The sequence below is a fragment of the Collinsella sp. AF16-8 genome (assembly GCF_003462695.1).
Classification (GTDB): domain Bacteria; phylum Actinomycetota; class Coriobacteriia; order Coriobacteriales; family Coriobacteriaceae; genus Collinsella.
Genome location: NZ_QRXX01000004.1, coordinates 121,295 through 144,511 on the forward strand (window position 1 = coordinate 121,295; position 23,217 = coordinate 144,511).

Annotated in this window: 22 protein-coding genes; 10 read left to right on the forward strand and 12 right to left on the reverse strand. The window is 59.8% G+C overall.

The genetic code is table 11. The annotated features are described in order from the left end of the window. Nucleotides 1-10: 10 nt before the first annotated feature. The 3 genes from DWW73_RS05090 to DWW73_RS05100 all read right to left on the reverse strand — a co-directional run bounded on the left by DWW73_RS05090 (nucleotide 11) and on the right by DWW73_RS05100 (nucleotide 4,021). Nucleotides 11-1,129, reverse strand: a complete 1,119-nt coding sequence (locus DWW73_RS05090; protein ID WP_117778938.1) for an AAA family ATPase — start codon at nucleotides 1,127-1,129, stop codon at nucleotides 11-13. Nucleotides 1,130-1,222: 93 nt separating this feature from the next. Beyond that, nucleotides 1,223-3,226, reverse strand: coding sequence for a translation factor GTPase family protein (locus DWW73_RS05095; RefSeq protein WP_117778939.1), 2,004 nt, complete (start codon nucleotides 3,224-3,226; stop codon nucleotides 1,223-1,225). A 306-nt stretch (nucleotides 3,227-3,532) separates the two neighbouring features. Then, complete coding sequence (locus tag DWW73_RS05100) at nucleotides 3,533-4,021, reverse strand: N-acetyltransferase (protein WP_089572893.1); 489 nt, start codon at nucleotides 4,019-4,021, stop codon at nucleotides 3,533-3,535. A 77-nt stretch (nucleotides 4,022-4,098) separates the two neighbouring features. Here DWW73_RS05100 and DWW73_RS05105 point away from each other — a divergent pair, with 77 nt between their 5' ends. Beyond that, a complete protein-coding gene (locus DWW73_RS05105) occupies nucleotides 4,099-4,395 on the forward strand; it encodes a hypothetical protein (protein ID WP_055310006.1) in 297 nt (98 codons plus the stop codon). Nucleotides 4,396-4,443: 48 nt separating this feature from the next. Here the strand turns inward: DWW73_RS05105 and DWW73_RS05110 are convergent, their stop codons facing one another. Then, nucleotides 4,444-5,148 carry a class I SAM-dependent methyltransferase gene (locus DWW73_RS05110; RefSeq protein ID WP_117778940.1) on the reverse strand — a complete coding sequence of 235 codons (705 nt, stop codon included), beginning with the start codon at nucleotides 5,146-5,148 and terminating at the stop codon, nucleotides 4,444-4,446. Nucleotides 5,149-5,582: 434 nt separating this feature from the next. Between DWW73_RS05110 and DWW73_RS05115 the strand changes: the two genes are divergently transcribed. Continuing rightward, nucleotides 5,583-5,984, forward strand: coding sequence for a hypothetical protein (locus tag DWW73_RS05115; protein WP_117635536.1), 402 nt, complete (start codon nucleotides 5,583-5,585; stop codon nucleotides 5,982-5,984). A gap of 125 nt (nucleotides 5,985-6,109) precedes the next feature. Here the strand turns inward: DWW73_RS05115 and DWW73_RS05120 are convergent, their stop codons facing one another. After that, nucleotides 6,110-6,922, reverse strand: coding sequence for a putative RNA methyltransferase (locus DWW73_RS05120; protein WP_117778941.1), 813 nt, complete (start codon nucleotides 6,920-6,922; stop codon nucleotides 6,110-6,112). Nucleotides 6,923-7,157: 235 nt separating this feature from the next. Here DWW73_RS05120 and DWW73_RS05125 point away from each other — a divergent pair, with 235 nt between their 5' ends. After that, nucleotides 7,158-8,540: an MATE family efflux transporter gene (locus tag DWW73_RS05125; protein WP_117778942.1), complete on the forward strand. Its 1,383-nt coding sequence runs from the start codon at nucleotides 7,158-7,160 to the stop codon at nucleotides 8,538-8,540. Between the two features lie 28 nt (nucleotides 8,541-8,568). On the opposite strand, the gene DWW73_RS05130 is transcribed toward DWW73_RS05125, so the two are convergent. Further along, nucleotides 8,569-9,435, reverse strand: coding sequence for a LysR family transcriptional regulator (locus DWW73_RS05130; protein WP_117778943.1), 867 nt, complete (start codon nucleotides 9,433-9,435; stop codon nucleotides 8,569-8,571). A gap of 158 nt (nucleotides 9,436-9,593) precedes the next feature. Between DWW73_RS05130 and DWW73_RS05135 the strand changes: the two genes are divergently transcribed. Together DWW73_RS05135 and DWW73_RS05140 are read left to right on the forward strand one after the other, a co-directional pair. Further along, entirely contained in the window at nucleotides 9,594-10,496 is a 903-nt protein-coding gene (locus tag DWW73_RS05135; RefSeq protein ID WP_117778944.1) for a DMT family transporter, read from the forward strand. An 88-nt stretch (nucleotides 10,497-10,584) separates the two neighbouring features. Then, complete coding sequence (locus DWW73_RS05140) at nucleotides 10,585-11,310, forward strand: uracil-DNA glycosylase (RefSeq protein WP_117778945.1); 726 nt, start codon at nucleotides 10,585-10,587, stop codon at nucleotides 11,308-11,310. Nucleotides 11,311-11,360: 50 nt separating this feature from the next. On the opposite strand, the gene DWW73_RS05145 is transcribed toward DWW73_RS05140, so the two are convergent. The 3 genes from DWW73_RS05145 to DWW73_RS05155 form a co-directional block, all read right to left on the reverse strand. Further along, nucleotides 11,361-12,041, reverse strand: coding sequence for an SDR family NAD(P)-dependent oxidoreductase (locus tag DWW73_RS05145; RefSeq protein WP_117778946.1), 681 nt, complete (start codon nucleotides 12,039-12,041; stop codon nucleotides 11,361-11,363). Nucleotides 12,042-12,050: 9 nt separating this feature from the next. Continuing rightward, the gene (locus tag DWW73_RS05150) at nucleotides 12,051-12,773 is read right to left on the reverse strand and encodes a VUT family protein (RefSeq protein ID WP_233503086.1); all 723 of its coding nucleotides are present in this window, start codon (nucleotides 12,771-12,773) and stop codon (nucleotides 12,051-12,053) included. A 156-nt stretch (nucleotides 12,774-12,929) separates the two neighbouring features. Continuing rightward, on the reverse strand, nucleotides 12,930-14,543 hold the full coding sequence (locus tag DWW73_RS05155; RefSeq protein ID WP_117778947.1) for a peptide chain release factor 3: 1,614 nt from the start codon (nucleotides 14,541-14,543) through the stop codon (nucleotides 12,930-12,932). Nucleotides 14,544-15,100: 557 nt separating this feature from the next. Here DWW73_RS05155 and DWW73_RS05160 point away from each other — a divergent pair. The 3 genes from DWW73_RS05160 to DWW73_RS05170 are packed head-to-tail and all read left to right on the forward strand — an operon-like array spanning nucleotide 15,101 to nucleotide 17,081. Beyond that, a complete protein-coding gene (locus tag DWW73_RS05160) occupies nucleotides 15,101-15,481 on the forward strand; it encodes a GntR family transcriptional regulator (protein ID WP_117778948.1) in 381 nt (126 codons plus the stop codon). A gap of 23 nt (nucleotides 15,482-15,504) precedes the next feature. After that, nucleotides 15,505-16,386 carry an ABC transporter ATP-binding protein gene (locus DWW73_RS05165; protein ID WP_117778949.1) on the forward strand — a complete coding sequence of 294 codons (882 nt, stop codon included), beginning with the start codon at nucleotides 15,505-15,507 and terminating at the stop codon, nucleotides 16,384-16,386. Then, complete coding sequence (locus DWW73_RS05170; RefSeq protein ID WP_117778950.1) at nucleotides 16,383-17,081, forward strand: ABC-2 transporter permease; 699 nt, start codon at nucleotides 16,383-16,385, stop codon at nucleotides 17,079-17,081. Before DWW73_RS05165 ends, DWW73_RS05170 begins: the two co-directional genes overlap by 4 nt. 123 nt (nucleotides 17,082-17,204) lie before the next feature. Here DWW73_RS05170 and DWW73_RS05175 read toward each other — a convergent pair whose 3' ends face one another. The 3 genes from DWW73_RS05175 to DWW73_RS05185 all read right to left on the reverse strand — a co-directional run bounded on the left by DWW73_RS05175 (nucleotide 17,205) and on the right by DWW73_RS05185 (nucleotide 19,630). Then, entirely contained in the window at nucleotides 17,205-18,509 is a 1,305-nt protein-coding gene (locus DWW73_RS05175; protein ID WP_117778951.1) for a chloride channel protein, read from the reverse strand. Between the two features lie 126 nt (nucleotides 18,510-18,635). After that, nucleotides 18,636-19,169 (reverse strand): TIGR00730 family Rossman fold protein, encoded by a 534-nt coding sequence (locus tag DWW73_RS05180; protein WP_117778952.1) that lies wholly within the window; start codon nucleotides 19,167-19,169, stop codon nucleotides 18,636-18,638. A 35-nt stretch (nucleotides 19,170-19,204) separates the two neighbouring features. Then, nucleotides 19,205-19,630: a potassium channel family protein gene (locus DWW73_RS05185; protein ID WP_035136976.1), complete on the reverse strand. Its 426-nt coding sequence runs from the start codon at nucleotides 19,628-19,630 to the stop codon at nucleotides 19,205-19,207. A 240-nt stretch (nucleotides 19,631-19,870) separates the two neighbouring features. On the opposite strand from DWW73_RS05185, the gene DWW73_RS05190 reads away from it, so the two are divergent. Then, on the forward strand, nucleotides 19,871-22,675 hold the full coding sequence (locus tag DWW73_RS05190) for a transporter substrate-binding domain-containing protein (RefSeq protein ID WP_158563788.1): 2,805 nt from the start codon (nucleotides 19,871-19,873) through the stop codon (nucleotides 22,673-22,675). A 42-nt stretch (nucleotides 22,676-22,717) separates the two neighbouring features. Continuing rightward, nucleotides 22,718-23,197: a pyridoxamine 5'-phosphate oxidase family protein gene (locus DWW73_RS05195; RefSeq protein ID WP_117778954.1), complete on the forward strand. Its 480-nt coding sequence runs from the start codon at nucleotides 22,718-22,720 to the stop codon at nucleotides 23,195-23,197. Nucleotides 23,198-23,217 lie beyond the last annotated feature (20 nt).

Sequence of the window (23,217 nt, forward strand, 5' to 3'; positions counted from 1 at the left end):
CTTTGTCACATCACTCGTGCCATAAAATGCGATCGCGAATGTACGCACCCAGCATGGGCACGGTAAACCGGACGAGGCCGTATCCGGCAGCCTCGATGACGCGCTCGCGAATCAGGCTTGCGCGATATTTACTCGCCCAGCTCTGGGTACGGTCGCAGCGCTCAATGATATCCGCCATGCGCGTCGGCTCACCCTCGTCAGCAGCCATAGCTTCGATAAAGAGGCGTTGCGGACTGCGCAATCCATAATACAGGGGCGCGTCAACCGCTTCGTAGAACTCAGAGACGGCATCCGCATGGCCATCCTCGACATCGCGCCTTTCAATGACCCGCGAGTAGCGCCGGACAGCAGAGCGCCACATGTAATAGCCCACCAGCTGAACCATATAGGGATGCCCCATACTCTTGCGTGCCGCAAGGCCCGCCGTCTCCGCGTCGACGCAAAGGCCAGCATCTTTAACCGTCTGGATATATGAATCGCGCACCTTGGGCAAAGATATCGCCCCCAGCGTACGCTGCTGGGCACGCCGCAAAAACGTCACGCTCGGCTCTTCGAGCAGATCGTCAACCATACTGGGCAAGCCGGCGAATACCAGCGCAAGACCGCGCTGGTCGCTATCGGACAAGCCCGTGGCATCCTGATCTCCGAGCACCTGCTGATAGAGAACGGCAAGAGCCGCCAGTTCCTCGATAGACGCAGATTGCGCCTCGTCAATCGCAAACAGTATGCCCTTGCCTGGACCGAGCTTCTTGAAGCGCTCGTTGACCAGCCCTCGCAACGTTTCGCCCTTTGCTCGCGCCGCCTCGACCGACATCCGGCCAAACGACGGACCGAATTCCATTGACGTCACAACGGGTTTATTCGAGCGGAGCGCGTCGGCCAATCGGTCGCATAAGCCAAGCGAAGCGGAATCGGAGACAACCGCCCATCCGCGCTCGCTGGCTAGACGTTGCAGCTCCCGCAGGAGAACCGTTTTGCCACAGCCGCGGTTTCCCGTAATGAGCATGAGCCTGCCCGGCGCTCCGGCGCCGTTGTCGAGTCCTTCCTCAAAATCTTCGATGACCGACTCGCGACCGATGAGTATCGGAGGGCGCTTGCCAGCCGTTGGCTTAAAGGGATTTGGATTCATGTCGGCCTCCTCGGATTGGCAAAGGCTAGCAATAGTTATACCAACTTATACCGAGTTATACCAACTGAATGTGACAAAGGGACTGTCCCTTTGTCACATGTGGCCGAAAAATTTTGCGTCGGCGGGGCGATAGGGGCGGTAGGTGGCGGGATCGATCTTTACGTGCGCCGCGGCGGGTACGTCGTACCATTTGACCGTATAGCCGGCGCCGTGAGCGCAAAAGACCGAGTCGGGCGTGTTGGGCAGATCGGCCTCGGGCTCATAGGCGGCCGCCTCGATGATGCGCTCGGCATCATGGCAAGCCGCATAACCAGCGAACTCAAGGTACAAATGCCCGCGGCCGCTCGTGTAGGCAGCCACCTCCAGCGCATAATCCTGTACCTCGGATGCCGGTACGCGACCCACGAGCTTCGCCCGGTCACCCGCCATCGCCGGCGGCTCGTACTCGGCGCCCATGCGCGTGACGTCCGAGAGCGCCCTGCCCACGCACTCTCCCGGCACCTCGAGCTCAAAGTGGTACCACGGCTCCAACAGTACCGCCGCACCCGCCTCGCGCGCCTGCATCAAACCCTGGCGAATCGCGCGGTACGTGGCCTGGCGAAAGTCACCGCCCTCGGTGTGTTTGGCATGCGCGCGGCCGCCCGTGAGCGTAATGCGCACATCGGTGATGGGCGAGCCGGTCAACACGCCCAGGTGATCGCGCTCCATGGCGTTGGTGAGCGCCAGGCGCTGCCAGTTCAGATCGAGCTCGTCAGTCGAGGTAGCGGTACCAAATTGCACGCCTGAGCCCGCCGGCAGCGGCTCAAGGCGCAGGTGCACCTCGGCGTAATGGCGCAGTGGCTCAAAGTGGCCCACACCCTCGACCGGCTGCGAGATCGTCTCCTTATAGAGAATGCCGCCGGACTCAAACTCAATCGTAAGGCCAAAGCGATCGGCCAACACCCGCTGCACGACCTCGAGCTGCACGGCTCCCATCAACTGCAAGTGAATCTGCTCAAGATGCGTATTCCAGCTTACGCCGAGCATGGGGTCTTCGTCCGCCAACTCGGTCAGCGCTTTAAACACCGCATGGACATCGTGTTCGCCCGGTAGCACCGTATAGGTGAGGACCGGCGCAATGACAGGTGCATCGCCCGCGGGCTCCGCGCCCAGGGCATCACCCGGGCGAACGTGTGCGAGGCCCGTCACGGTGCAGATGCCGCCAGCGGCAACTTCCTGGGCAAGCTCATACTTCTCGCCGTTATAGATGCGTACCTGATCGACCTTCTGCTCCCATGCCTCGGCACCGGAACGTCCGTCAATCATCTGTTTGGCATGCAGCGTGCCGCCGGTCACTTTAACCCAAGCCAAGCGCTCGCCGCGAACACCGCGGCTGACACGATAGACGCGCGCAGCAAACTCCGGGAGCCACGCCTGTTCACGCATCAGCGCGCATATGCCATCCAGCAGCTCGTCAACGCCTTGGTCCTTGAGCGCCGAGCCGGCAAAGCAGGGAAAGAGTTTGCGCTCGGCAACCATGCGCGACAGCGTTGCAACAGAAAGCTCGCCCGCCTCAAGAAACTCCTCGAGCGCCGCCTCGTCCAACGCAGCAGCGTCCTCCTGAACGGTGCCGCCCGCCAGCAGTTCGCTGGCATCCAGGCAGCCCTCGGAAAGACGTTGCCCAAGTTGTGCCAGCAAAACCTCGCGGCCGGGATGCTCCAAATCGATTTTGTTGATATAGATGAACGTCGGAATGTCATAGCGCGCAAGCAGGCGCCACAGGGTTTCGGTGTGCCCCTGCACGCCATCGTTGGCGCCCACAACCAAAATCGCGTAGTCGAGTGCGCGCAATGTGCGCTCCGCCTCGGCAGAAAAATCGACATGCCCCGGCGCATCAACGAGCATGACGTGGGTATCGCCATGGTCGAGCACGGCCTGCGACGAGAAAATCGTAATGCCGCGCTCGCGCTCGATCGCGTTAGTGTCCAGATGCGAATCGCCATCGTCCACGCGGCCGCGCTTGCGAATGCGACCCGCGTTGAACAACATGGCCTCGGCCAACGTTGTCTTGCCGGCATCGACATGCGCCAAGATTCCAACGACCGCTTGTTTCGACATGGCTCTCCTCTTATTGCAAGCCCATCGCACGCGGCAACGGGCGCTCTCGTTCCACACTGGATGATACAATTTACGGGCCGGCGGGCGAAGCGGGCCCTATCCCCCGACCGAGCTCATCGCTCCGCGTTGCCGCGCAGCGATTTTCGTAGGTTCGCGCCTTGCGAAAGCCGGCACCTCCCCTTTTTGTCTGCCCGGGTTCATCTGGAACGGCAGCGACGCGAGCCCCACAACAACGCGTTTTGCCAAAAAATGGCCCCACCCGGGGCCATTTTCATTTAGATGGAGTGTTGGTATGCGCCTGGGCGCTTATGCCTCGCGCAGCCAGTCGAACGCAACACGCGGCGTGCCGTCCGACACATGGATAATGCCGACACGCTCGAATCCCGCCTTGATGCTCGCACGCTGCATGGGCAGATTGTCCTGATGCGTGTCGATGCGCAGGTGATCGGCACGCTCTTTGGCAAAGGCGAACATCGCAGCCGCGATACCGTGCACGGTGCCGTCGGATGCCACACGGTGCAGCACGGCGTACGGAGTGTCGCTGCGCCACCGACCGTCCTCAATGACGTCATAGCACTCGTCCGGACCCGGTAAAAAGGCAAACGTCGCTACCACGTGACCGTCAACTTCGCACACATAGCTGCCACCAGCGGCGATATCGGCAGCCAGCTGCTCGGCCGAAGGCGTGCCCTCGGGCCACTGCGTGGCGTTGCCATGCGCGCGCATAAAGGCGCGGGCCGCGTCATAGATAGCCATGACGGCGGGAATGTCGGTATCGAGGGTTTTTCTGATCATCACGCGGCGACCTCACGTTTATTGGTATCACTTTGACTGAGCAATGATACCAACGTTTGGAGAGGGGCGCGAAGCGGATGGGAAGCAAAAAGCGAGCCGCCTGGTCAAAGGCCAAAAGCGAGTTTTTGGGCGCTGCCACCGGCGGCGATATGAGCGATCTGTTTGCGCGCGAAGACGAGCGCCGCGACGCACTAGACGCCGAGCGCGATGAAGCCTGGCGCTACAAGTCGTGCGAACGCAAAAACCGTTACGACACGCGCGCCGAGGCCGAGGCAGTTATGGCCGACTGCGAAAACCGCGGGCGGCGCGGCCTTGCCTGCTACAAATGCGAATACTGCGGCGGATGGCATCTGACGTCGCACCCCTGGAAATAGACCCCGCATCGGCACGGCGCTGGCGAAGCGCCGGCCATCGTGCGCAAGCTACGGGCGCGGCGGCACCAAAACATCGTAGCGAACGGCCTTGCCCGCGAGCTGATAGCTCGGCTTAACGCCGGCAAGCAGCGGCCCCTTCACCGGCCGCTTGATAACGACCTTACGCGGGTGCACCGCAAGCGCGGCTTCGACCAGCGTCTCCTCATCGGCACACGGCTGTTCCAGATGATGCAAGAGTTGGAACTTCTTTTTCACCGCCGCGCTCTTGGTGCGCCCGGGAAACATGGGGTCCAGATATACCACGTCAGGAGCGGTGAGCTCGCCCTGCCCGATCAGCTCAGCTACATGGCGAAGGCCGGCGATGCTGTCCTCGCCCGCATGCAAGCGCATTCGTGCCACGGCTGTCGCAAGCGCCGGATCATCTGTCGCGCGATCCAAGGCATCCTTGAGAAGCGCCGCGATCACGCAATCCTGTTCATACAGATCGACGGTAAAGCCCGCGGCCGCCAGCAGCAGCGAGTCCTCGCCAAAGCCTGCTGTGGCATCAATCGCCCATGGTTGTTCGATGCCTTTTGTGCGCGCAGCCTTTACCAACAGCTCTTGCTGCAGACGACCCTGCTTGAGCCGTGGAAGCATGCGGCCAAAATCGGCACGCAACTCCATCGTGCCGTCGGTGAGCGTAAGGCCCTCGGACGTCCGCACGAGCTCGAGCCCAGCAGCCCGAGCAACAGAAAAGGGATCGACGACGCCCATGGACACTCCTTAGCAAACAAAACGAATACATGGGCGCCATTCATGTCGGCACCCAACCGTCCGTTATTGTCCCACATGCGACATGGTCCACAGCATCCCAATGCAAAGCACCGCCATCAATACCGTGCACACGGCAGCGATCACAGAATCACTCATGCGCCTTCCCAGCGACCGCGGCTCATCCACTTGCTTGACTCCGTACATCATGGCTCCTCCTTCGGTCCAGCTCTTACCATGGCCTCATCATCGCAGCGCCGCGCATGCGCTGCCATCGATTTGACTTACGTCCAGCTTTCCTTTTTGAAAGGTTGAACCGTGCAGGCAAGAGACGCTTTCAGGCGCATGCATCGCCGCGTTGAACTACAATGTGCTTCACCATATGTGCAGCACATAGGGTGCGCCAGGTTGGCGTACTCGTATCGAAAGGACCAGCCATGAGCTTCACTCGCAAGACACTCAAAATCCTTGCCCTGATTTATTTTGTTCTGGGCATCGCCAGTCTCGTCATAGGAATCGCCGGCATCGCGACCGGCAAGTTCGAGTCCACCTACGGATCGAACGCCATGCTCGCCGCGGCCGTGATTATCGCCAAGGGCCTCATCGATCTTGCCGCGGGCGTTGCGGGCATCAAGGGTGCCAACAAGCCTTCGCAGGTTGACGGCGCGTTTAAGCTCGGTATCGTTGCTGCAGTCGCCACGCTTGCCCAGGCGGTGCTCACGCTTCCCGCGTTTGGCGGCGACGCCATCAACTTTGGCGCCTTTGTCATCGTGGTGTACGACCTGTTCTTTGTTCAGCAGGCGCACGCCGTCAAGGCCGAGAACAAGGACCGCCTGTAAGCGCTCGCTTCTCATAGCCTCTGCAGCCAAGCAACTAAAAAGGGCCGATCGCACATCTCCGCGGTCGGCCCTTTGCATTTGCCCAGATAAAACCTGCCAAAATAAACCTGTCCCTTTTTGGTAGATTAGTGGCGGTACTCGGCGATGATGAAGTCGATGTCGGTCTGAAGAGTGTCCAGGTTTGCCAGGCGCTCTTTGTCGGCGGGGCGCGTACGGTAGTAGTACGGCGTCATCTGGAACACCGCCTCGATGTCAGCCTGGGTCTGGAGCGTAATGTTCGCAGACACCCGCTGCGTTCCCACCAACTCGAGTTCGGTAGTCTTCGGCAGCTTCTCGTCGTTAAGGTACGGCGTGTCGTAGAGCACCTCCTTGAGCCCAAAGAGATGACGGGCGCCCGGCACCACGGTGTAGAGCGAGCCCTCGGGCGCCAGCACGCGGGCAAACTCGCGCTCGTTAAAGGGAGCAAAGAGCTCGGTCACCATATCGAAGGCGTCATCGGCCACGGGGATATCCTTCATGTTGGACACGAAGTAGGTCGCATCGCCGCGCTTGGCGGCAAGGCGCACCATCTCTTTGCCCAGGTCAAAACCGTAAGCATCCACGCCCGGCACCGCGCCCATGGCACTCGTGTAATAGCCCTCGCCACAGCAAATATCGAGCAAGGTCAGCTGCTTGTCCGTAGACACCCCGTGCTCTGCCGCCCGCGCGCGCACCAGCTCGACCATCGCATCGCGCAACGGCGCATAGTAACCGCGGTTCAGAAAGTCACGACGGCTGCGCGCCTGCGACTTGGGATCGCCCATGGAGTCGCCGCTCTTGGACGAGCGCAGCAGATACAGATAGCCCTCGCGCGCACGGTCAAACCGGTGTCCGCCCGCGCACACAGCACCGCGCTCGTCGTCCACCAAAGGCTCATGGCAAACGGGACACAACAACATGGCAACTCCTTAGCGCGAACAACACAACGCCCACCATTGTCTCACGCATCCCCCGCCTCGTCATTGGGGACGTTCTTGTTCGACTAGTCATTTAAGAACGTCCCCAATGACTAGTCTGAAGGAGTGTCCCCAGCTGCCGGCAGAAAAGGAACGTCCCTAAGTGCCGACTAGTCGATTAGGAGTATCATCGTCTGCGCAAATAAGCACGAATGAGCATGTTAGAGATTGAGAGCGTATGGCAGACACCGCATCTAAGCACATTGACATGACCACCGGCTCGCTGTGGCGCAATATTCCCCTGTTCGCCTTTCCCGTCGCCGCCACGAGCATCCTTGAGCAGCTGTCGAACCTCATCGCCACGGTCATCATCGGTAACTTCTCGGGCGACCAGGGAACCCTCGCCATGGCGGCGGTCGGCTCCAATGTTCCGCTTACCAGTCTTATGATCAACCTGTTTATTGGGCTGTCGCTTGGCTCCAACGTGGTCATCGCCAACGCCATCGGCCGCAACGATCAGAACATGGTCAAGCGCGCCGTCCATACCTCGATTCTGATGGCACTCGTGGGCTTTGTCGTCATCGCGCTGGGCGAGATCTTTGCCGAGCCCATGCTCGCCGCGCTCAACGTCCCTGACGAAACCATGCCGCTCGCATCGCTCTACCTGCGCGTCTTTTTGCTCAGCATGCCCTCGATCTTGCTCTACAACTTTGAGGCCGCAATCTTCCGCTCTGTCGGCATCACCCGCATGCCGCTGCAGGCGCTTGCCGTGTCCACCATCCTCAACATTGGCCTGGACCTCATCTTTGTCCCCGTGCTCCACTGGGGCGTCGCGGGTGTCGCCATCGCCACCGCCATCGCCTACACCGTCAGCGCCGCCACACTCTTTGTCCACCTGCTCAAGACCGACTCCGTCGTCCGCGTCACCCCACGCGACTTAGGCTTAGACCCCGTCGCCCTCAAGCGCATCGTTAAGATCGGCCTGCCCGCCGGCATCCAAAGCGCCGTCTTTGCCGTCGCCAACATCATCATCCAGTCCGCCATCAACAGCCTGGGCACCGAGGTCATGGCGGCATCCAGCGCTGCCATGAGCCTGGAGTATGTGTGTTACAACCTGCTCAACAGCTTTAGCCAGGCTTGCACTACCTTTGTGGGACAAAACCACGGCGCGCGCCAGATCGACCGTTGCACCAAGACGCTCAAGGTCTGCCTGGTCGAAGGCGGCATCGTTGCACTCACCACCATCGTCATCATCGTCAGTCTGGGGCGCGAGATCCTGGCGCTCTTTAACAGCGATCCCAACATCGTCTCGATCGGCTATATCCGCGTGTGCTCGATCTTCCCGGCATACGCCTTTAGCATGTTCTACGAAAACATGTCCGGTTACCTGCGCGGCTTTGGCATCTCGCTCATGCCTGCCCTCATCACCATGATCTGTGTCTGCGGCATCCGCTTCTATTGGGTATTCTGCGTGTTCCCGCACTTCCGCACCTTTCCGAACATCATGATGGTCTACCCCATCAGCCTGGGCACCACGGCGTTCTTTATGGTCGTGGCGGTATTGCTCTGTCACCCGGCACGCACCTACCGTCTGGCGCAAGCCAAGACCGGGACGCGCTAGGCATGCGCGGCAAGGCGGCATACGGCAACTAGCTGACGATATGCGAGCTCATATAATCGATAAAGCGCCTCGTGGCGATAGGCATGGTGTCCCAGCTGCGCCAAGCCGCCACCACATCGCGCGAGGGAGCGTGCACGATGGGACGCACGCGGATACCGGCCTTCATGCCCTCGACCGTACGACGGTAGAGCATGCTCACGCCTAGGCCCTCCTCCACCATCGCCATAATGGTGTAGTCGTCGGTAACCTCACTCGTCACGCGCGGCGACAGCCCATGCGCGGCAAAGGCATCGAGCACCAGACTCTGTTCGCCCTCATCCAGCAGCACAAACGGTTCGGACGCCAGGTCGGCGAGCGTCACCTTTTCCTTTGCCGTCAGCGGATGCGCGGCCGGCAACAGCGCCACCAGCTCGTCGTGATAGACCACGCGCTTCTGAAGCCCCGTGGTAAATCCGCGTGCCGTAAAGCAAAAGTCAACCACGCCATCGTGCACCCACTGGGCGTTGCGCGTGTAATCGCCCTGCTTGAGCGTAAAGTGAACGCCCGGGTGCAGGGCCCCAAAGTCGCGGATCACGCGCGGCAGCACGGTACGACTCACGTTGGTAAACGTCGCAATGCGAATGTCAGTCGACGAAAGCCCCAGCAACTCCTGACGCTTGCCCTCAAGCTCGGCCTCGGCAGTTACAATCTGGCGCAGATACGGCAGATACTGTTTGCCGTCGCGCGTAAGCGATACGCCCTGCTTACCGCGCTCGATAATCGTGGTGCCCAGCTCGCGCTCGAGCGCCTTGACGGCCTGGCTCACCGCGCTTTGCGTATAGCCCAGCTCGTCGGCCGCGCCCTTCAGACTGCCGCAATCGACCACCATACATACAATCTGATATCGCGATGCCATCGTGCCTCCACATCGATGTAGCCGTAAAACGTTTTGCCAGCGCTTTTTCTAGCAACATTAGTATTTCTTAATCATACTGAAGATACATTCGCTTTACTACATCCACATCTGGGAGCAGAATCCTTTTTGCGAAACCGTTCTGTAATAAAAGGAGTCCCATGGATCGCAAAAAAGCAATCGCGCTCTCATTTTCCGTTCCCGTCGCATGGGGCTTTTCGTACCCCCTCATGAAGATCGGCATGGACAGCATGAACGCCACGAGCATCGTTGCGCTGCGCTGCATCATCGCCTTTGTGGCCTGCCTGCTGCTCTTCCACAAGCGCGCTTTCCGCATCAATCGCGACCTTATGGTTCGCGCCGCCATCATCGGCGCCATCATGGCAACCGAGCTCACCTGCATGTGCTTGGGCTCCAGCCTTACTTCCGCCTCCACCGCCGGCTTTTTGCAGAGCCTGACGGTCGTGATCGTGCCGTTTGCCAACGCCGCCCTGCTGCGTCGCGCCCCCGAGCGCAAGGTGCTCGTCGGCACCGCCATCGTCACCTGCGGTATGCTGCTGCTCTCGGGCGCCGACTTTACCAGCCTGAATCCCGGCGCGATCATCATGTTGCTCTCAGCCTTTATCTATGCCAGCCACATTATCGTAGCCAAGCGCTTTGTCGAAGAAGTCGACCCACTGGCCTTGGGTGTTTGGCAGCTGGGCTTTGGCGGCCTGTTCTCGGGCATCGCCGTATTTGCCTTTGGCGGCTTTACGCTTCCCAGCACGCCGAGCGAGGTCGCGGTCGTCGTCGCGCTCGCACTCATCTGCTCTGCCTACGGCTTTATCACCCAGACGCTCGTGCAGCCCCACGTGCCCGCCGAGACCACCGGCTTTGCCTTCTCGCTCGAGCCGGTCTGCTCCGCCGTCTTCTCGTTCTTCCTGGTCGGCGAGGTCCTGAGCCCCATCGCCTTCTTTGGCGCCGCCCTCATCCTCACCGGCGTGATGGTGGCAACCGTCGAGCTCCCGTGCCTTCGCTCGCAAGGACACGCTCACATGGCAGGAGCGCCCGAGCGCGTCTCGTAGACCCCACTCTTCATGCAGCCGCGGCATAAAGGCAACCGGTGCGCCTTTACAATAGATGCCAACAGAGCATCTGCCATAAAGGAGCCCCATGGACACCGCAACTCGCGACCGCAACATAACAACTTGGTTGGGCGATGCGCCGCAGCCGGTACGTGACACGACGAACCAGCTGCTCGAGCGCATCGCCCTTTTGCGTGCCGAGCAGACTATCTACCCAGCACAAGACGACATCCTCAATGCCCTCGCCTATACGCCGGCCAACCAAGTCAAGGTTGTCATTTTGGGTCAAGATCCCTATCACGAACCCAACCAGGCCATGGGGTTATCGTTCTCGGTCCCCGCGACGCAAACCAAGTTGCCGCCGAGTCTGCGCAACATCTATAAGGAACTCAAAGCCGATCTGGACTGCCCCATTCCCGCCACGGGAGACCTAACCCCATGGGCACAACAGGGCGTCCTGCTCCTCAACACCACGCTCACCGTGCGCGAGCATGCCGCCAACTCGCACGCCAAACTGGGCTGGAGCACGCTCACCGACTATGTTATCGAACGCTGCTGCCTGCTGCCCCAACCGGTCGTCTTTTTGGCATGGGGACGCTTTGCCCAGCAAATGGTTGAGGGCAAGCTCGACGCAATCGGCGCGGGCAAGGCAACCGGCAAGTTCTGCCTGGCCTCTACGCACCCCTCGCCGCTTTCGGCCAACCGTGCCACGGCAGAACTCCCCGCCTTTATAGGGTCGCGCCCCTTCTCCGCTGCCAATCGGCTACTCGAACAGCACGGCTCGACCCCCGTCAACTGGACTTGCCTCGGCTAAAAATCAATACATCAAAAACGCGCCCGACGGATTTCCATCGGGCGCGTTTTCTACTCGGGCCAGATAAACTGAGTGCGGCCGGCCTCGCCGCCATCGATCAGCAGGCTCTGCCCGGTCATAAACCGGTTGGTCACGCCCACAAAGTAGATCCACTCGGCGATCTCTTGGGCGGTGGCCCAGCGTTTAAGCGGCGTGAGCTCCATAATCTGGTTCCACAGGTGCTCGTCTTCCATCACGCAACGGTTGAGCGGCGTGATAACGCCGCCCGGGTCCACACTGTTGGCGATGGCCTGCGGCGCCAGGCGGTTTGCAAGGTTCTTGGTGTAGGCGATAACGCCACCCTTGCTGGCAGCATAGGCGGGAAACTCCGATCCCGTATGTCCGCTCGCCGACCCCACATTGACCACGGATTGGATAGCAGGCGCCGGCTTGGCGGCAAGCCCCTCTCCCACAAAGGCGTAGCGCTCGGTCACGTTGATGGTGCCACGCAGGTTGGCGGCAATGTCATCGGCCGAATCCTGCGTACCGGCAACGTTCACGATTACCTGAGGCTCAAGGTCGCCTGGAAACGAGTTAGGCTCGCATACATCAACGATCAGATGGCGGTAGCGCTCGTGCTCAACCGTCGCCGGCAGCAGGTCAAAGCCCACGACCTCGTGGCCCTCGTCCAAAAAGCGCTGCACGCACGCGGCTCCGATACCGCCCGAAGCGCCCGTGATCAAAACCCGCATACTTGCTCCTTAGGCAGCTGCGTGGCGCTCGAGGTACTCGGAGCCCACATTCTCGCGCTCCCAGCCGCGCACGACCTTATAGCCCACGGGGCTCAGAAAGACCTCGCACAGCAGCTCGGCGACAGCGCCGGTCAGCGAGCACATAAGGACCTGCACCCAGGTCCAACCAAAGAACGTGTGGCTCACCACAATGGCAAAGACCAAGTTGTCGATAAACTGGCCAACACCCGTGGACACATAAGAGCGGAAGGCAAAGCTCGCAAAGTTATTCTTTTTGAGCATGCGGCCGAGCGACTGGTTGAGCGTGGAGTTAACCACGGCAGAAACGAGCATTGCCAGCGAAGAGCCCAGCACCACGTACCAGGTGCCGCCGATGGTGGCGTTAAGGGCGGCGTTGACCTCGATCATACCCGTGTCGTAGTAGGCACCCCACATGCCGGGCGTGAGCGAGCATGCCCAAAAGCACAGGCTCACGGCCAGGTTGACCAGCAGCGCGAGGATAGAGATTTTGATGGATGCCTTGGCGCCAAAGCGCTTGCAGATCATGTCCTGGCACAAAAACGAAACCCAGCTCACCACAAAGCCGCAATCGAGTGCCAGATACGGCAGGCTGATAAGCTCTTTGTTGGCCAGCAGGTTCATCATGATAACGCTCACGAAAAACAGCGAAACCGTTGCCGCGGGAATGCTCCGCAACAGGACCTTGTAGTCCTCCATGACCTTCTTGATCATTATGTACTCCTTTGGTTTTAGGTTTAACGAGCAGGATATCGGACCCGAACTGCTCGGACGCCCCGGTCTTGAGACGACGGTGGGTATGATAGCCGCTCACACGGCATCAGGCAAGCAAACGGCGCGGCAGCCCCGCAAGGCCACCGCGCCGGTGCGCTAAAACGTTACGTTGCCAAACTCCGACAGGATGAGGTCGGGGTTATGGTCGGTCGCCCAATCCACGTTCCATGGGCTCGTGAACAGCAGCAGCTTGCCGCCGCGCATATCCTCGACGCGCAGCGTGTCGCGCGTGAGCGAAAGACCCGGGATGTCGATGGTGTCGGGGTCGTTCTGGATCCAGCGAATGTCCGTATAGGGCAGCGGCTGGCGACGAACCTCGACGCGATACTCGGCCTTCAGGCGGCGCTCGAGCACCTCAAACTGCAGCACGCCGACCACGCCCACAATGACGCTCTCCATGCCGGCGCCGAGCTCGCGGAAGATCTGGATGGCGCCCTCCTGGGCAAGCTCCTCCATGCCCTTCACGAACTGTTTGCGCTTGAGCGTGTCGACCTGCGTGATGCGGGCGAACATCTCGGGGGCAAACGTCGGGATCTGCGGATACTGCACGTGGCGCTTGCCGGAGCACACGGTGTCGCCGATGCTAAAGATACCGGGGTCGAACAGGCCCACGATATCGCCGGCGTACGCCTCGTCCACGATAGCGCGGTCGTCGGCCATCATCGAGGTGCCCGTAGCCAGCTTGAGCTTGCGGTTGCCCTGCATATGGAAGGCATCCATGCCGCGCTCGAACTTGCCCGAGCAAATGCGCACAAAGGCAATGCGGTCGCGGTGGTTCTTGTCCATGTTGGCCTGGATCTTAAAGACAAAGCCGCTAAAGTCGTTCTCGGCGGGCGCGACCGGCTCGCTGGTGAGCGTATCGGTATAGGCGCGCGGCGTCGGCGCCAAGCGCAGGAACTCCTTAAGGAAGGGCTCCACGCCAAAGTTGGTAAGTGCCGAGCCAAAGAACGCCGGGCTCAGCTTGCCACAGGCCACGGCATCCAGGTCGAGCTCGTCACCGGCGCCATCGAGCAGCTCGATGTCGTCCATCAGGTTCTTATGGTTCTCCTCGCCAATAAGCTCATCCATGGCGGGATCGCCCAGCTCGGCCTCGACCTCAGCGACCTTCTTGGTGGCATTGGCGTGACCGTCGCCCTCAAAGGCGATAACGCGACGGGTCTGGCGATCGAATACGCCGCGGAAGTTACGACCGCTGCCGATCGGCCAGTTCATGGGATACGTATTGATGCCCAGGACGTTCTCGATCTCTTCCATGAGCTCAAACGGATCGCGAGCCTCGTGGTCGAGCTTGTTCACAAAGGTGAAGATGGGGATATGGCGCAGCGTGCAGACCTTAAAGAGCTTTTTTGTCTGGGCCTCGACGCCCTTGGCGCCGTCGATGACCATGACTGCGGCGTCGGCGGCCATAAGGGTACGGTAGGTATCCTCCGAAAAGTCCTGGTGGCCGGGGGTATCGAGGATGTTGACGCAGGCGCCGTTGTAGGTGAACTGCAGCACCGAGGAGGTAACGGAAATACCGCGCTCCTTCTCGATGTCCATCCAGTCCGAGACGGCATGCTTGGCCGAGCTCTTGCCCTTAACCGAGCCGGCGGTCTGGATGCTGCCAGTATAGAGCAGCAGCTTCTCGGTAAGCGTGGTCTTACCGGCGTCCGGGTGGCTGATGATCGCGAATGTGCGGCGCGACGAGATTTCATCCGACAGGCTTGCCATGCGGATCCTTTCTTGCATTGAGTGCATTACGTCGTTGTAACCGCACTATTGTAGCCGCGAAATCCCGCCGCAGGGCGCCTATCAGGACAAATTCATCAGCTGAGCTCGCTGCGCCGGGCAGCCGCCTCAAGGATTGTCTCGATCTGTAACAGTAAGACGGGTTTTGAGCCCCTACCTGTTACAGATCGAGACAAACCGGCAGGCCCGCCGGCACAATCTCAACCTGTAACATCTAGCCGCCTAAATCAGGTCTAACTGTTACAAATCGAGATAAACGAGAAGGCGAGCCGCCAATGTCTCGTTCTGTAACATCTAGCCGCGCAAATCGACTCTTACTGTTACAGATTGAGACAAATAGGCAGGCGGGCAAATAAGATCTCGATCTGTAACAGCAGACGACCCAAAACGGACCTAGGTGTTACAGATTGAGATTGTTTTGGAGCAAGCGCGGTGCCGGCGGACTATTCCACATTTAGCTCTTGCATAACTGTGCATAGTGTATATATACTGTGCTTACCGGTTATATACACGTGTAGCCCAACAGCTAAGGAGCCGCTGTGGACATCATCCTATCCAATTCGAGCGACAAGCCCATCTACGAGCAGATATCCTCGCAGGTCAAAGCCCAGATCCTTTCGGGCACCCTCGCTGCGGGAGCCAAACTTCCCAGCATCCGTGCGCTCGCGAGCGACCTGGGCGTGAGCGTCATCACCACCAAGCGCGCCTATGCCGATCTGGAGCAGCTCAGCTTTATCTGCACCGTGCAGGGCAAAGGCTGCTTTGTCGCCGAAGGCAACCAGGAGCTTTTGCGCGAAAACCAGCTCTGCCATATCGAAGAGTTGCTTGCGAAAGCGGCGAGCCAAGCCGAAGCTCTGGGCGTCACACGCGACAAGCTGCACGAGATGCTCGACCTTGTAGCTCCCGAAACCATGCAGTAGCCATCTGCAAGAAAGGCTATACCATGCAAAACTTGCTAGAACTCAAAGGCGTCTCACGCCGCGTAAGCGACCGCTTTTCCCTACGCGATGTCACACTCACCGTGGAGCCCGGCCAGATCGTCGGCTTTGTGGGCGCAAACGGCGCCGGCAAAACAACGACGATTCGCGCCGCACTCGGGCTTATAAAGCTCGATGCCGGCGAGGTGCACCTGTTTGGGCAGCGCTGCGACGCCAACGTGCCCGACGAGACGCAGCGCCATCTGCGCTCCCGCGTCGGCCTTGTCCTGGACACGTGCCCCTTCCCCTCCACGCTCAAGGTGGGCGAGATCGAGAAACTCGTAGGCCCGGCATTCCCCACGTGGAGTCGCGAAACATTCGCCGGATTCATCGACCGATTTGGCCTTGACCCCAAAACCAAGGTCAAAGACCTCTCCCGCGGCATGGGCATGAAGCTACAGCTCGCCTGCGCGCTCAGCCACAATGCCAAGCTGCTCGTTTTGGACGAAGCCACTGCGGGCCTTGATCCCATGGCACGCGAGGAGCTGCTCGATGAGCTGCTCGCCTTTGTTTCCGACGGCCAGCGCAGCGTAGTGCTCTCGAGCCATATTACGTCCGACCTCGATCGCGCTGCCGACCGCGTCATCTGCATCGATAACGGCTCGATTGCGTTTGACCTGCCGCGCGAGGACATTACCGACCGAGCCGGCATCGCCCACTGCGCCCAAGCACAAGCCGCCGAGCTTATGGCTTGCGTCGAAGGCGCCCGTGCCGCCCACCACGCCTATAGCGTGGACGTGCTCGTGCCCAACCGTCGCGAAACGCTCGAGGCCTTCCCCGAGATTCCCTGCGATCGGGCAACCATTGATGACTATCTGCGCCTCATGTTGAAAGGGGCTTCGAAATGAAACGCGCCTTTATGTCCGAGCTCGCCATCGTTCGCACGCTCGTCCCGAGCATCGCGGGCGTCGGCCTGTTCATATTTGTCGTGCTGACCCTCGCCATCGCATCGGATGGCGATTCCGGCATGAGCGCCGGTGCCTGCGCGGTCAGCGCCATGTCGCCCATCATGGTCATGAGCTCGCTGGCCGGCTTCGACAATCAAAACGGATGGGAACGTTATCGGGCAACGCTGCCCCTCTCGCGCAAAGACATCATCTGTGCACGCTACCTGAGCATCATTGTCTTCTCGGCTGTCATGGCGTGCGCCGCCGTACTGTTGAACATCATCGCCCTCCCAATCCTCAACAACACAGGTATCCCCTCGACGGGACAGACTATCTTTGAGATCGCAATCGCCTCGGTGGCGTCGATGCTCATCTCCCTCATGATCGTGTTTTTAGCGCAGCCGCTATTCTTCCGATTTGGACATATGGAGGCGCTGCGCCTATCCGCTGGCCTGTTTGCCCTGCTCGGGTGCCTTGCCATGGCCGCACTGAGCTCCTCCAACCCCATCAGCAACTGGCTCATGTCGATTTCCGGAGCGAATCCCGACCCTGCCGTGCTAGGCTGTCTGTGTGCAGGAATTGCCGTGCTGGCCCTCGTGCTATGTGCGCTTAGCTGCGCCATCAGCATCAAGGTCTATCGAGCACGCGACCTGTAGGCAAGCGCGGCATCATCGGGCATGCGCCGTAGACCTGGCGCGGTTTTTTTGGGGAGGCGCTCGGCCCGTGTCTACGCCCTCACACCGGGTTTGAAATGTTTGTACTGCCCGTGCGCCCCCGTGCTACTTGCGCAGCGGCTTGGGCAGCGGAATGCCTGCCGCAATGACGGAGGCGATGATCATGCAGACGATGCCCTTGAGCGGGAAGCACATGAGCAGCAAACCCACGACCATGACGGGCTGGCGCATGACGGCACCCATCGTCGAGGCGGTACAGACGGCGACGCAAAAGACCGGATCGGCGCCCGTCAGGATGGCAAGACCGTAGCCCAGGCTCACGCCCGAAAAGATGACGGGGAAGAAGTGGCCGCCGCGCCAGCCCATATTGATGAGGGCGGGAGTCAGCATGGCCTTAACAAGACCGGTCGCGATGAGCACACCGGCGGGGATGGTCAGATAGGTTTCCATGAGCACGTCGGCTTGGGTCTCGCCGGCAAACATGGTGTAGGGCAGGACCGTGCCGCAGATGGCGAGCGCCAGACCGGCCAGCATGGCCTTGACGACAGGGCGCTCCCCTATGGCGTGGGCCAACGCCTCGCTCGCGTGCTCCGAGACAAAGTACAGCCAGCCGCAGGCCGTACCGATGAGTGCCAGGGGAATAAGCCAGGCAAGCTCAAGGTTGCCCACCCGGGCAGCCTCGAACCTCGGCATACCCATACCGCCGCCCATGAGTTGGCCGAGCAGTAGATAGGTGCCCAGGCCGCCGGCAATCGCGATGCCGTAGACCACGGTCTTTTGCGCCTTGGGCAGTTTGATGGTGATCTCGTCGGATTCGGAGTCTCCATCGTCGTCGGCGCCCTGGCCGTCAGCGCTACCGGCGAGCGGCGCCACAAAGCCAAAGACGGGCGCGGTGAAGAGCGCCGTCAGGGCGGCCTGGGTGCCCAGCAGCGTGAGCTGCCTAAACTCGACGCCAAAGCGACGCATGCGGTCGCCGACCCAGCTGCACAGGCCCGCGATAACGCCGGTCAGGCCGGCCTCCGGTCCAATGCTTCCGCCAAACAGCAGCGGCAGCAATGCCGCAAGCGAAAGCTTGCCCAGGTTGTCGTACGGGTAGCAACCGTCCTGTTTAACCTTGGCCATCACCTGGTTAAGGTCGTCGGTCTTGGTGCCCGTCATCTTTTCGTACAGACCGATCAGCAGGCCGCCCAGCAGGCAGACGAAAAACGGATACGGCAAAAACCCGAACGGGCCGCTCGCGAGCTCGGGCGAAGCGACGCCCAGCATGTGCGGGATCTCGGTCCATAGATAGTCGATACCGTGCTCCATCGCAAAGAAGAACAGCCAGACCGCAGCACCTGCAAACGCACCGGTCACGGCCACGCTCACTAAGAACAGCGCACGGTTTTTGGGTTTTGCAAGGTTATCCATCGGGACCTCCCGTGGTCAGAATCGGCAAAGATACGTTTTATTGTAGGACGGGCACAGCGCGGACGGGCCAACCATCTACGCCGCGAACAGCGCCGTTGGGTGCCGCACACGCGACGGGCCCAAGGCTTAGCTGCCGATAATCGATGCGATTTGGTGCAGGTCGTCGGCAAAGTAGATGCCGGCCTGGCGCTGCGGGCTCGATAGGCCCTTGTCGATCATGTGCCCGAGCAGCGACCTAAGGTCGTTGTAGTAACCGTCCAAGTTGTACAGGATGCACGGCGCGCTCAGATGGCCCAGCGACACGGCCGACATGACCTCGGCAATCTCCTCGAGCGTGCCCGTACCGCCCGGAAAGGCAATGAACGCATCGCCGAGCTCGATCATCTTGGCCTTGCGCTCGGCCATGTCGCTCGTCACGATAAGGTCGTCGATGCCATCGTGCTGAAACTCGGCCTCGATAAAAAAGCTCGGCTCCACACCGGTCACGTGCCCGCCAGCATCGAGCACGCTATCGGCGAGCGCACCCATCAGGCCCGACTTGGACCCGCCGTATACCAGCGCGTGGCCGTTGGAGCCAATCCATGTGCCGAGCTGCTGCACCGCAGGCAAAAACGCCGGGTCGTTACCGACGCTGGCGCCCAGGTATACCGTGATATTCATATTCAGCCCCCTTGTTGTGACGTGCGGCGCCCGCCCTAGCGTTGGCGTCGGCGATATTCGCGCACGCGGCGCGACAGGTCGGCGAGCTCATCGCGGTCAAGCTCTTCCAGGTGCTCAAGATCATCCATAAAGCGCGCCATGGTGTCCTTTTGGCGCATCTTGATGAGCGTATTGCAGTAGTTCACCGCCACGCCCGTAAGCATGGCGATGTAGAAGATGCTGATGACGCTCAAAACGACAGTGATGGCGCGGGCAACCGGCGTTTCGGCCGGAATATCGCCAAAGCCGATCGTCGATACGGTCTCAAAGCTAAACCAGAGGCCATCGCCAAACGTAAGGGTCGTGGGCTCGGACAGCCAGACTGCCGTCGAACACAGCAGGTAGAAGATAAGAAACAGGCCCGTGATGCGCGCAAAGCCAGCCTGGCGCAACACGTCGGCAAGCGTCCTCAACTTGTTCATCGCGACCCCTTTTCCAGATACCCCATCACGTTCGCTCGGTATTGTCCCACAACCGGCAGCTGGGGACGCTCCTTTTGTGCCGGACAGATTGGGAACGTCCCTAAGTGCCAACTCCGGCAAAGAGTGTCCCCAGCGACTGGTCGTTTAAGAACGTCCCCAATGACTACCCATCTGCCGGGTGTTAGGGTGGCTGAGCTGGTATCCTTATGCGCGTATTGTCTCTACTCGATAGGATTGCATGTGAAACCTTCCGCCGTCCTTCGCTTAGCTCTATATCGCACCCTGGCCGTCGCGCTTGCCGCGCTCACAGTACTGAGCGCCGTCCTGCCCGCACCTGCCTTTGCCGCTGACTCAGACCAGCAGGTCAAGAAAGTCCGCGTTGGCTGGCTCGTCAACAATGCAGGCTTCCAAGAAGGCACGCCGGGCGAGCGCCTCTCGGGATGGGGCTACGAATACCTCCAGACCCTCTCGTATTACACAAAGGGTTGGCAATACGAATACGTTAGCGGCACCTTCACCGAGCTTTTGGACATGCTCGAGGCAGGCGAGATCGACCTCATGCCCAACATCTCGTATTCGGAAGAACGCGAGCAGACGCTGCTCTTTTCCTCGAACCCCGAGGGCACCGAGCGCTACTACATCTACGCCAAGCCCGATCGCGACGATCTGGCCAAGGGTGACCCCCAGGCGCTCCAAGGTCTCACCATCGGCTGCAACGCTGGCGTTATGCAAACCATCGTCGGCCAGCAGTGGCTCGCCGACCAAGGCGTCACCTGTACTTATAAAGAAATCGACACCGGCGGCGCCCTCTTTGAGGCGCTTTCAGACGGCGAGGTCGACGCCATCATCATGAACGACACCATCTCGTCGCCCGATGCGTCACCCATGTTCTACGTAGGATCGAGTGACTACTATTTTGCCGTTCCCAAAAGCCGCCCCGATTTGATGAACGACATCAACGCCGCCATGACGGCCATCGCCCGCGTCAACCCGCGCTATAACGACGAAGTCAAATCGAGCTACTCGGCCCAAAACAGCGGCTCGTCATCGCTCACCGGCCCCGAGGCCTCCTGGCTCAAAGCAAACGGCAACACCATCACGCTCGGCTATCTTGTCAACCAGCTTCCCTACTGCACGCAAAATGACGATGGCGAGATGGAGGGATCGCTCACCTCGCTTGCAACGACGCTGCATGACAAGTTTGGCATTACGGTTAAAACCGTCGCATTCTCAAATAACGAGAAGATGGTTGAAGCCCTTTCCGACGGAACCATCGATGCCGCTCTGCCATTCTTTCGCGACTACTGGCTTGCCGAACAGAAGGGGGTCGCCCAGTCAAACTCGATGGGAACGGTTTCCCTAACCGCTATTCACGTCAGTAACGACCTAGACAGCGACCTAAAGGACATCGCTTGCACAGAGAACGCGATCATCAACCGGTTTGAGCTCGAAAGCCTCTTCCCCGATGCGACGGTAACCGAATATCCGAATAAAGACGAAGCGCTCAATGCTCTCCGTGTGGGAAAGGCACGTTGCATCATCGTCCCCAGTACGCGCCTGGAAACCATCCGCGACACCTACGACATCGAGGATTTTGAAACGCAAGAACTCACCAACACGGCAGAACTATCGTGCATGATTCCGCGCGGCAAACCCGAGCTGTTGGGAATCATCAATAAGGGCATCATCAATGCAGGCGAATCGCTCTCTGCGAGCAGCTATTCCCCCACATCGTACTCGGCGCAAGAATCGGACACGTTCCAGTTTGTCTACCGCAACCGCACCGCCATTGCGACCGTTATCATCTGCATGTTGCTCACCGGCATCGCCATCCTTGTCTGGTCGCTTCAACGTGCACAGGAAGCACGGCAGAAAGCCGACGCCGCCAACGCCGCCAAAACCGCTTTCCTCACGCGCATGAGCCACGACATCCGCACGCCGCTCAACGGCATCCTGGGCCTTATCGAAATTGAGGAATTGAAAGAAGGCGACATGCAAGTCGCCCGCGAAAGCCGCGCCAAAGCGCGTGTTGCCGCCAACCACCTGCTGTCGCTCATTAATGACATCCTCGAGATGGGCCGGATCGAGGAACGCAAAGTAACGCTCGATCACGAATCGTTCAATCTTAAAGAACTGTGCGACGATGCGCTCGTACTATGCAAGCTTCGCGCATCGGACCGTGGCATAACAATGCTCGACACCAGCGAACCCTACGTTGTCGACCAATACATGATCGGCAGCCCCACCCATATTCGGCAAATCCTCGTCAACCTGCTCGACAACAGCATCAAGTACAACAAACGCGGTGGCACCGTCACCTTCTCGTCGACCATCAAACCGCTCGACGACGAGCACGCCGTGTTTTGCTTTAGCGTCTCGGATACCGGCATTGGTATGACGCCCGAGTTTTTGACGCGCATTTACGAGCCGTTTGCCCAGGAAGGCGACGATGCGCGCAGCAAGTTCCAAGGAACCGGCATTGGCATGTCAATCGTCAAATCGCTCCTCGACATGATGGGCGGCACGATTGAGATTTCGAGTGAAGTTGGCGCGGGAAGCACGTTCAACGTCCAGATTCCGCTCGACATCGACAAGAACCCTCGGGCAAGGGAATGTGCGGACGAGCAAACATGTAACTGCTCGCTTGCCGGCATGAGCGTCCTTTTGGCGGAAGATAACGAGCTCAATGCCGAGATTGCCCAAACGCTGCTGGAAAGCGAGGGCATCGTCGTGACTCGCGCCGCCAACGGCAACGAAGCGGTCGACCTATACGTCGGCCATCCCGCCGGCAGCTTTGATGCGATCCTGATGGACATTATGATGCCGGGCATGGATGGCTACGAGGCAACCCGTGCGATTCGCCTGAGCGAGAAGGCCGATGCGGCCGACATCCCCATCATCGCGCTCACCGCCAACGCCTTTGCCGAGGACGCCCAGGCGGCACACGATGCCGGCATGAACGCCCATCTGCCCAAACCGCTCGATCTTAACAAGCTCAAAAACATGCTCGCCTGCATCAAGGAAAACGGAGTTGTTTCGTTATAGTTTGTGCTCAACCACCCTGCACAGGTAGAAAGGAAGCCAACGATGTTTAGGCCTTTACGCCGAAAGAAACGTGCCATCACCGACGAGGAGGCGCGCGAGCTGCTGGCAACCTGCAAGCGCGGCGTCTTTACCGTTAACGGCGACGATGGCTACCCATACGCCATTCCCGTCAACTACTTCTTTGACCCCGAGCACGACAAGATTTATTTCCATGGCGCCAAGGCCGGCCACAAGGTCGATTCACTCAAGCGTGACGATAAAGTCTGCTTTACCGTTTATGGCAACGAGTGGTACAAGGACGATGACTGGGCTCCCTACGTTATGAGCACCGTGGTCTTTGGCCGTTGCCGCCTTGTAGATGAGACGCCTTCGTTTATCGAGGACAAAGTCCGCCAGCTCGCGCTTAAGTACTACCCTTCCGCCGAAGAAGTCGAGGAGGAGATTACCAAAGACATCAAGGGCGTCCAACTCTACGAGATTTCGATTGAACATCTTTGCGGCAAGCAGATTCATGAAAAGTAGACCCTAAAGCAGGTCTTGCA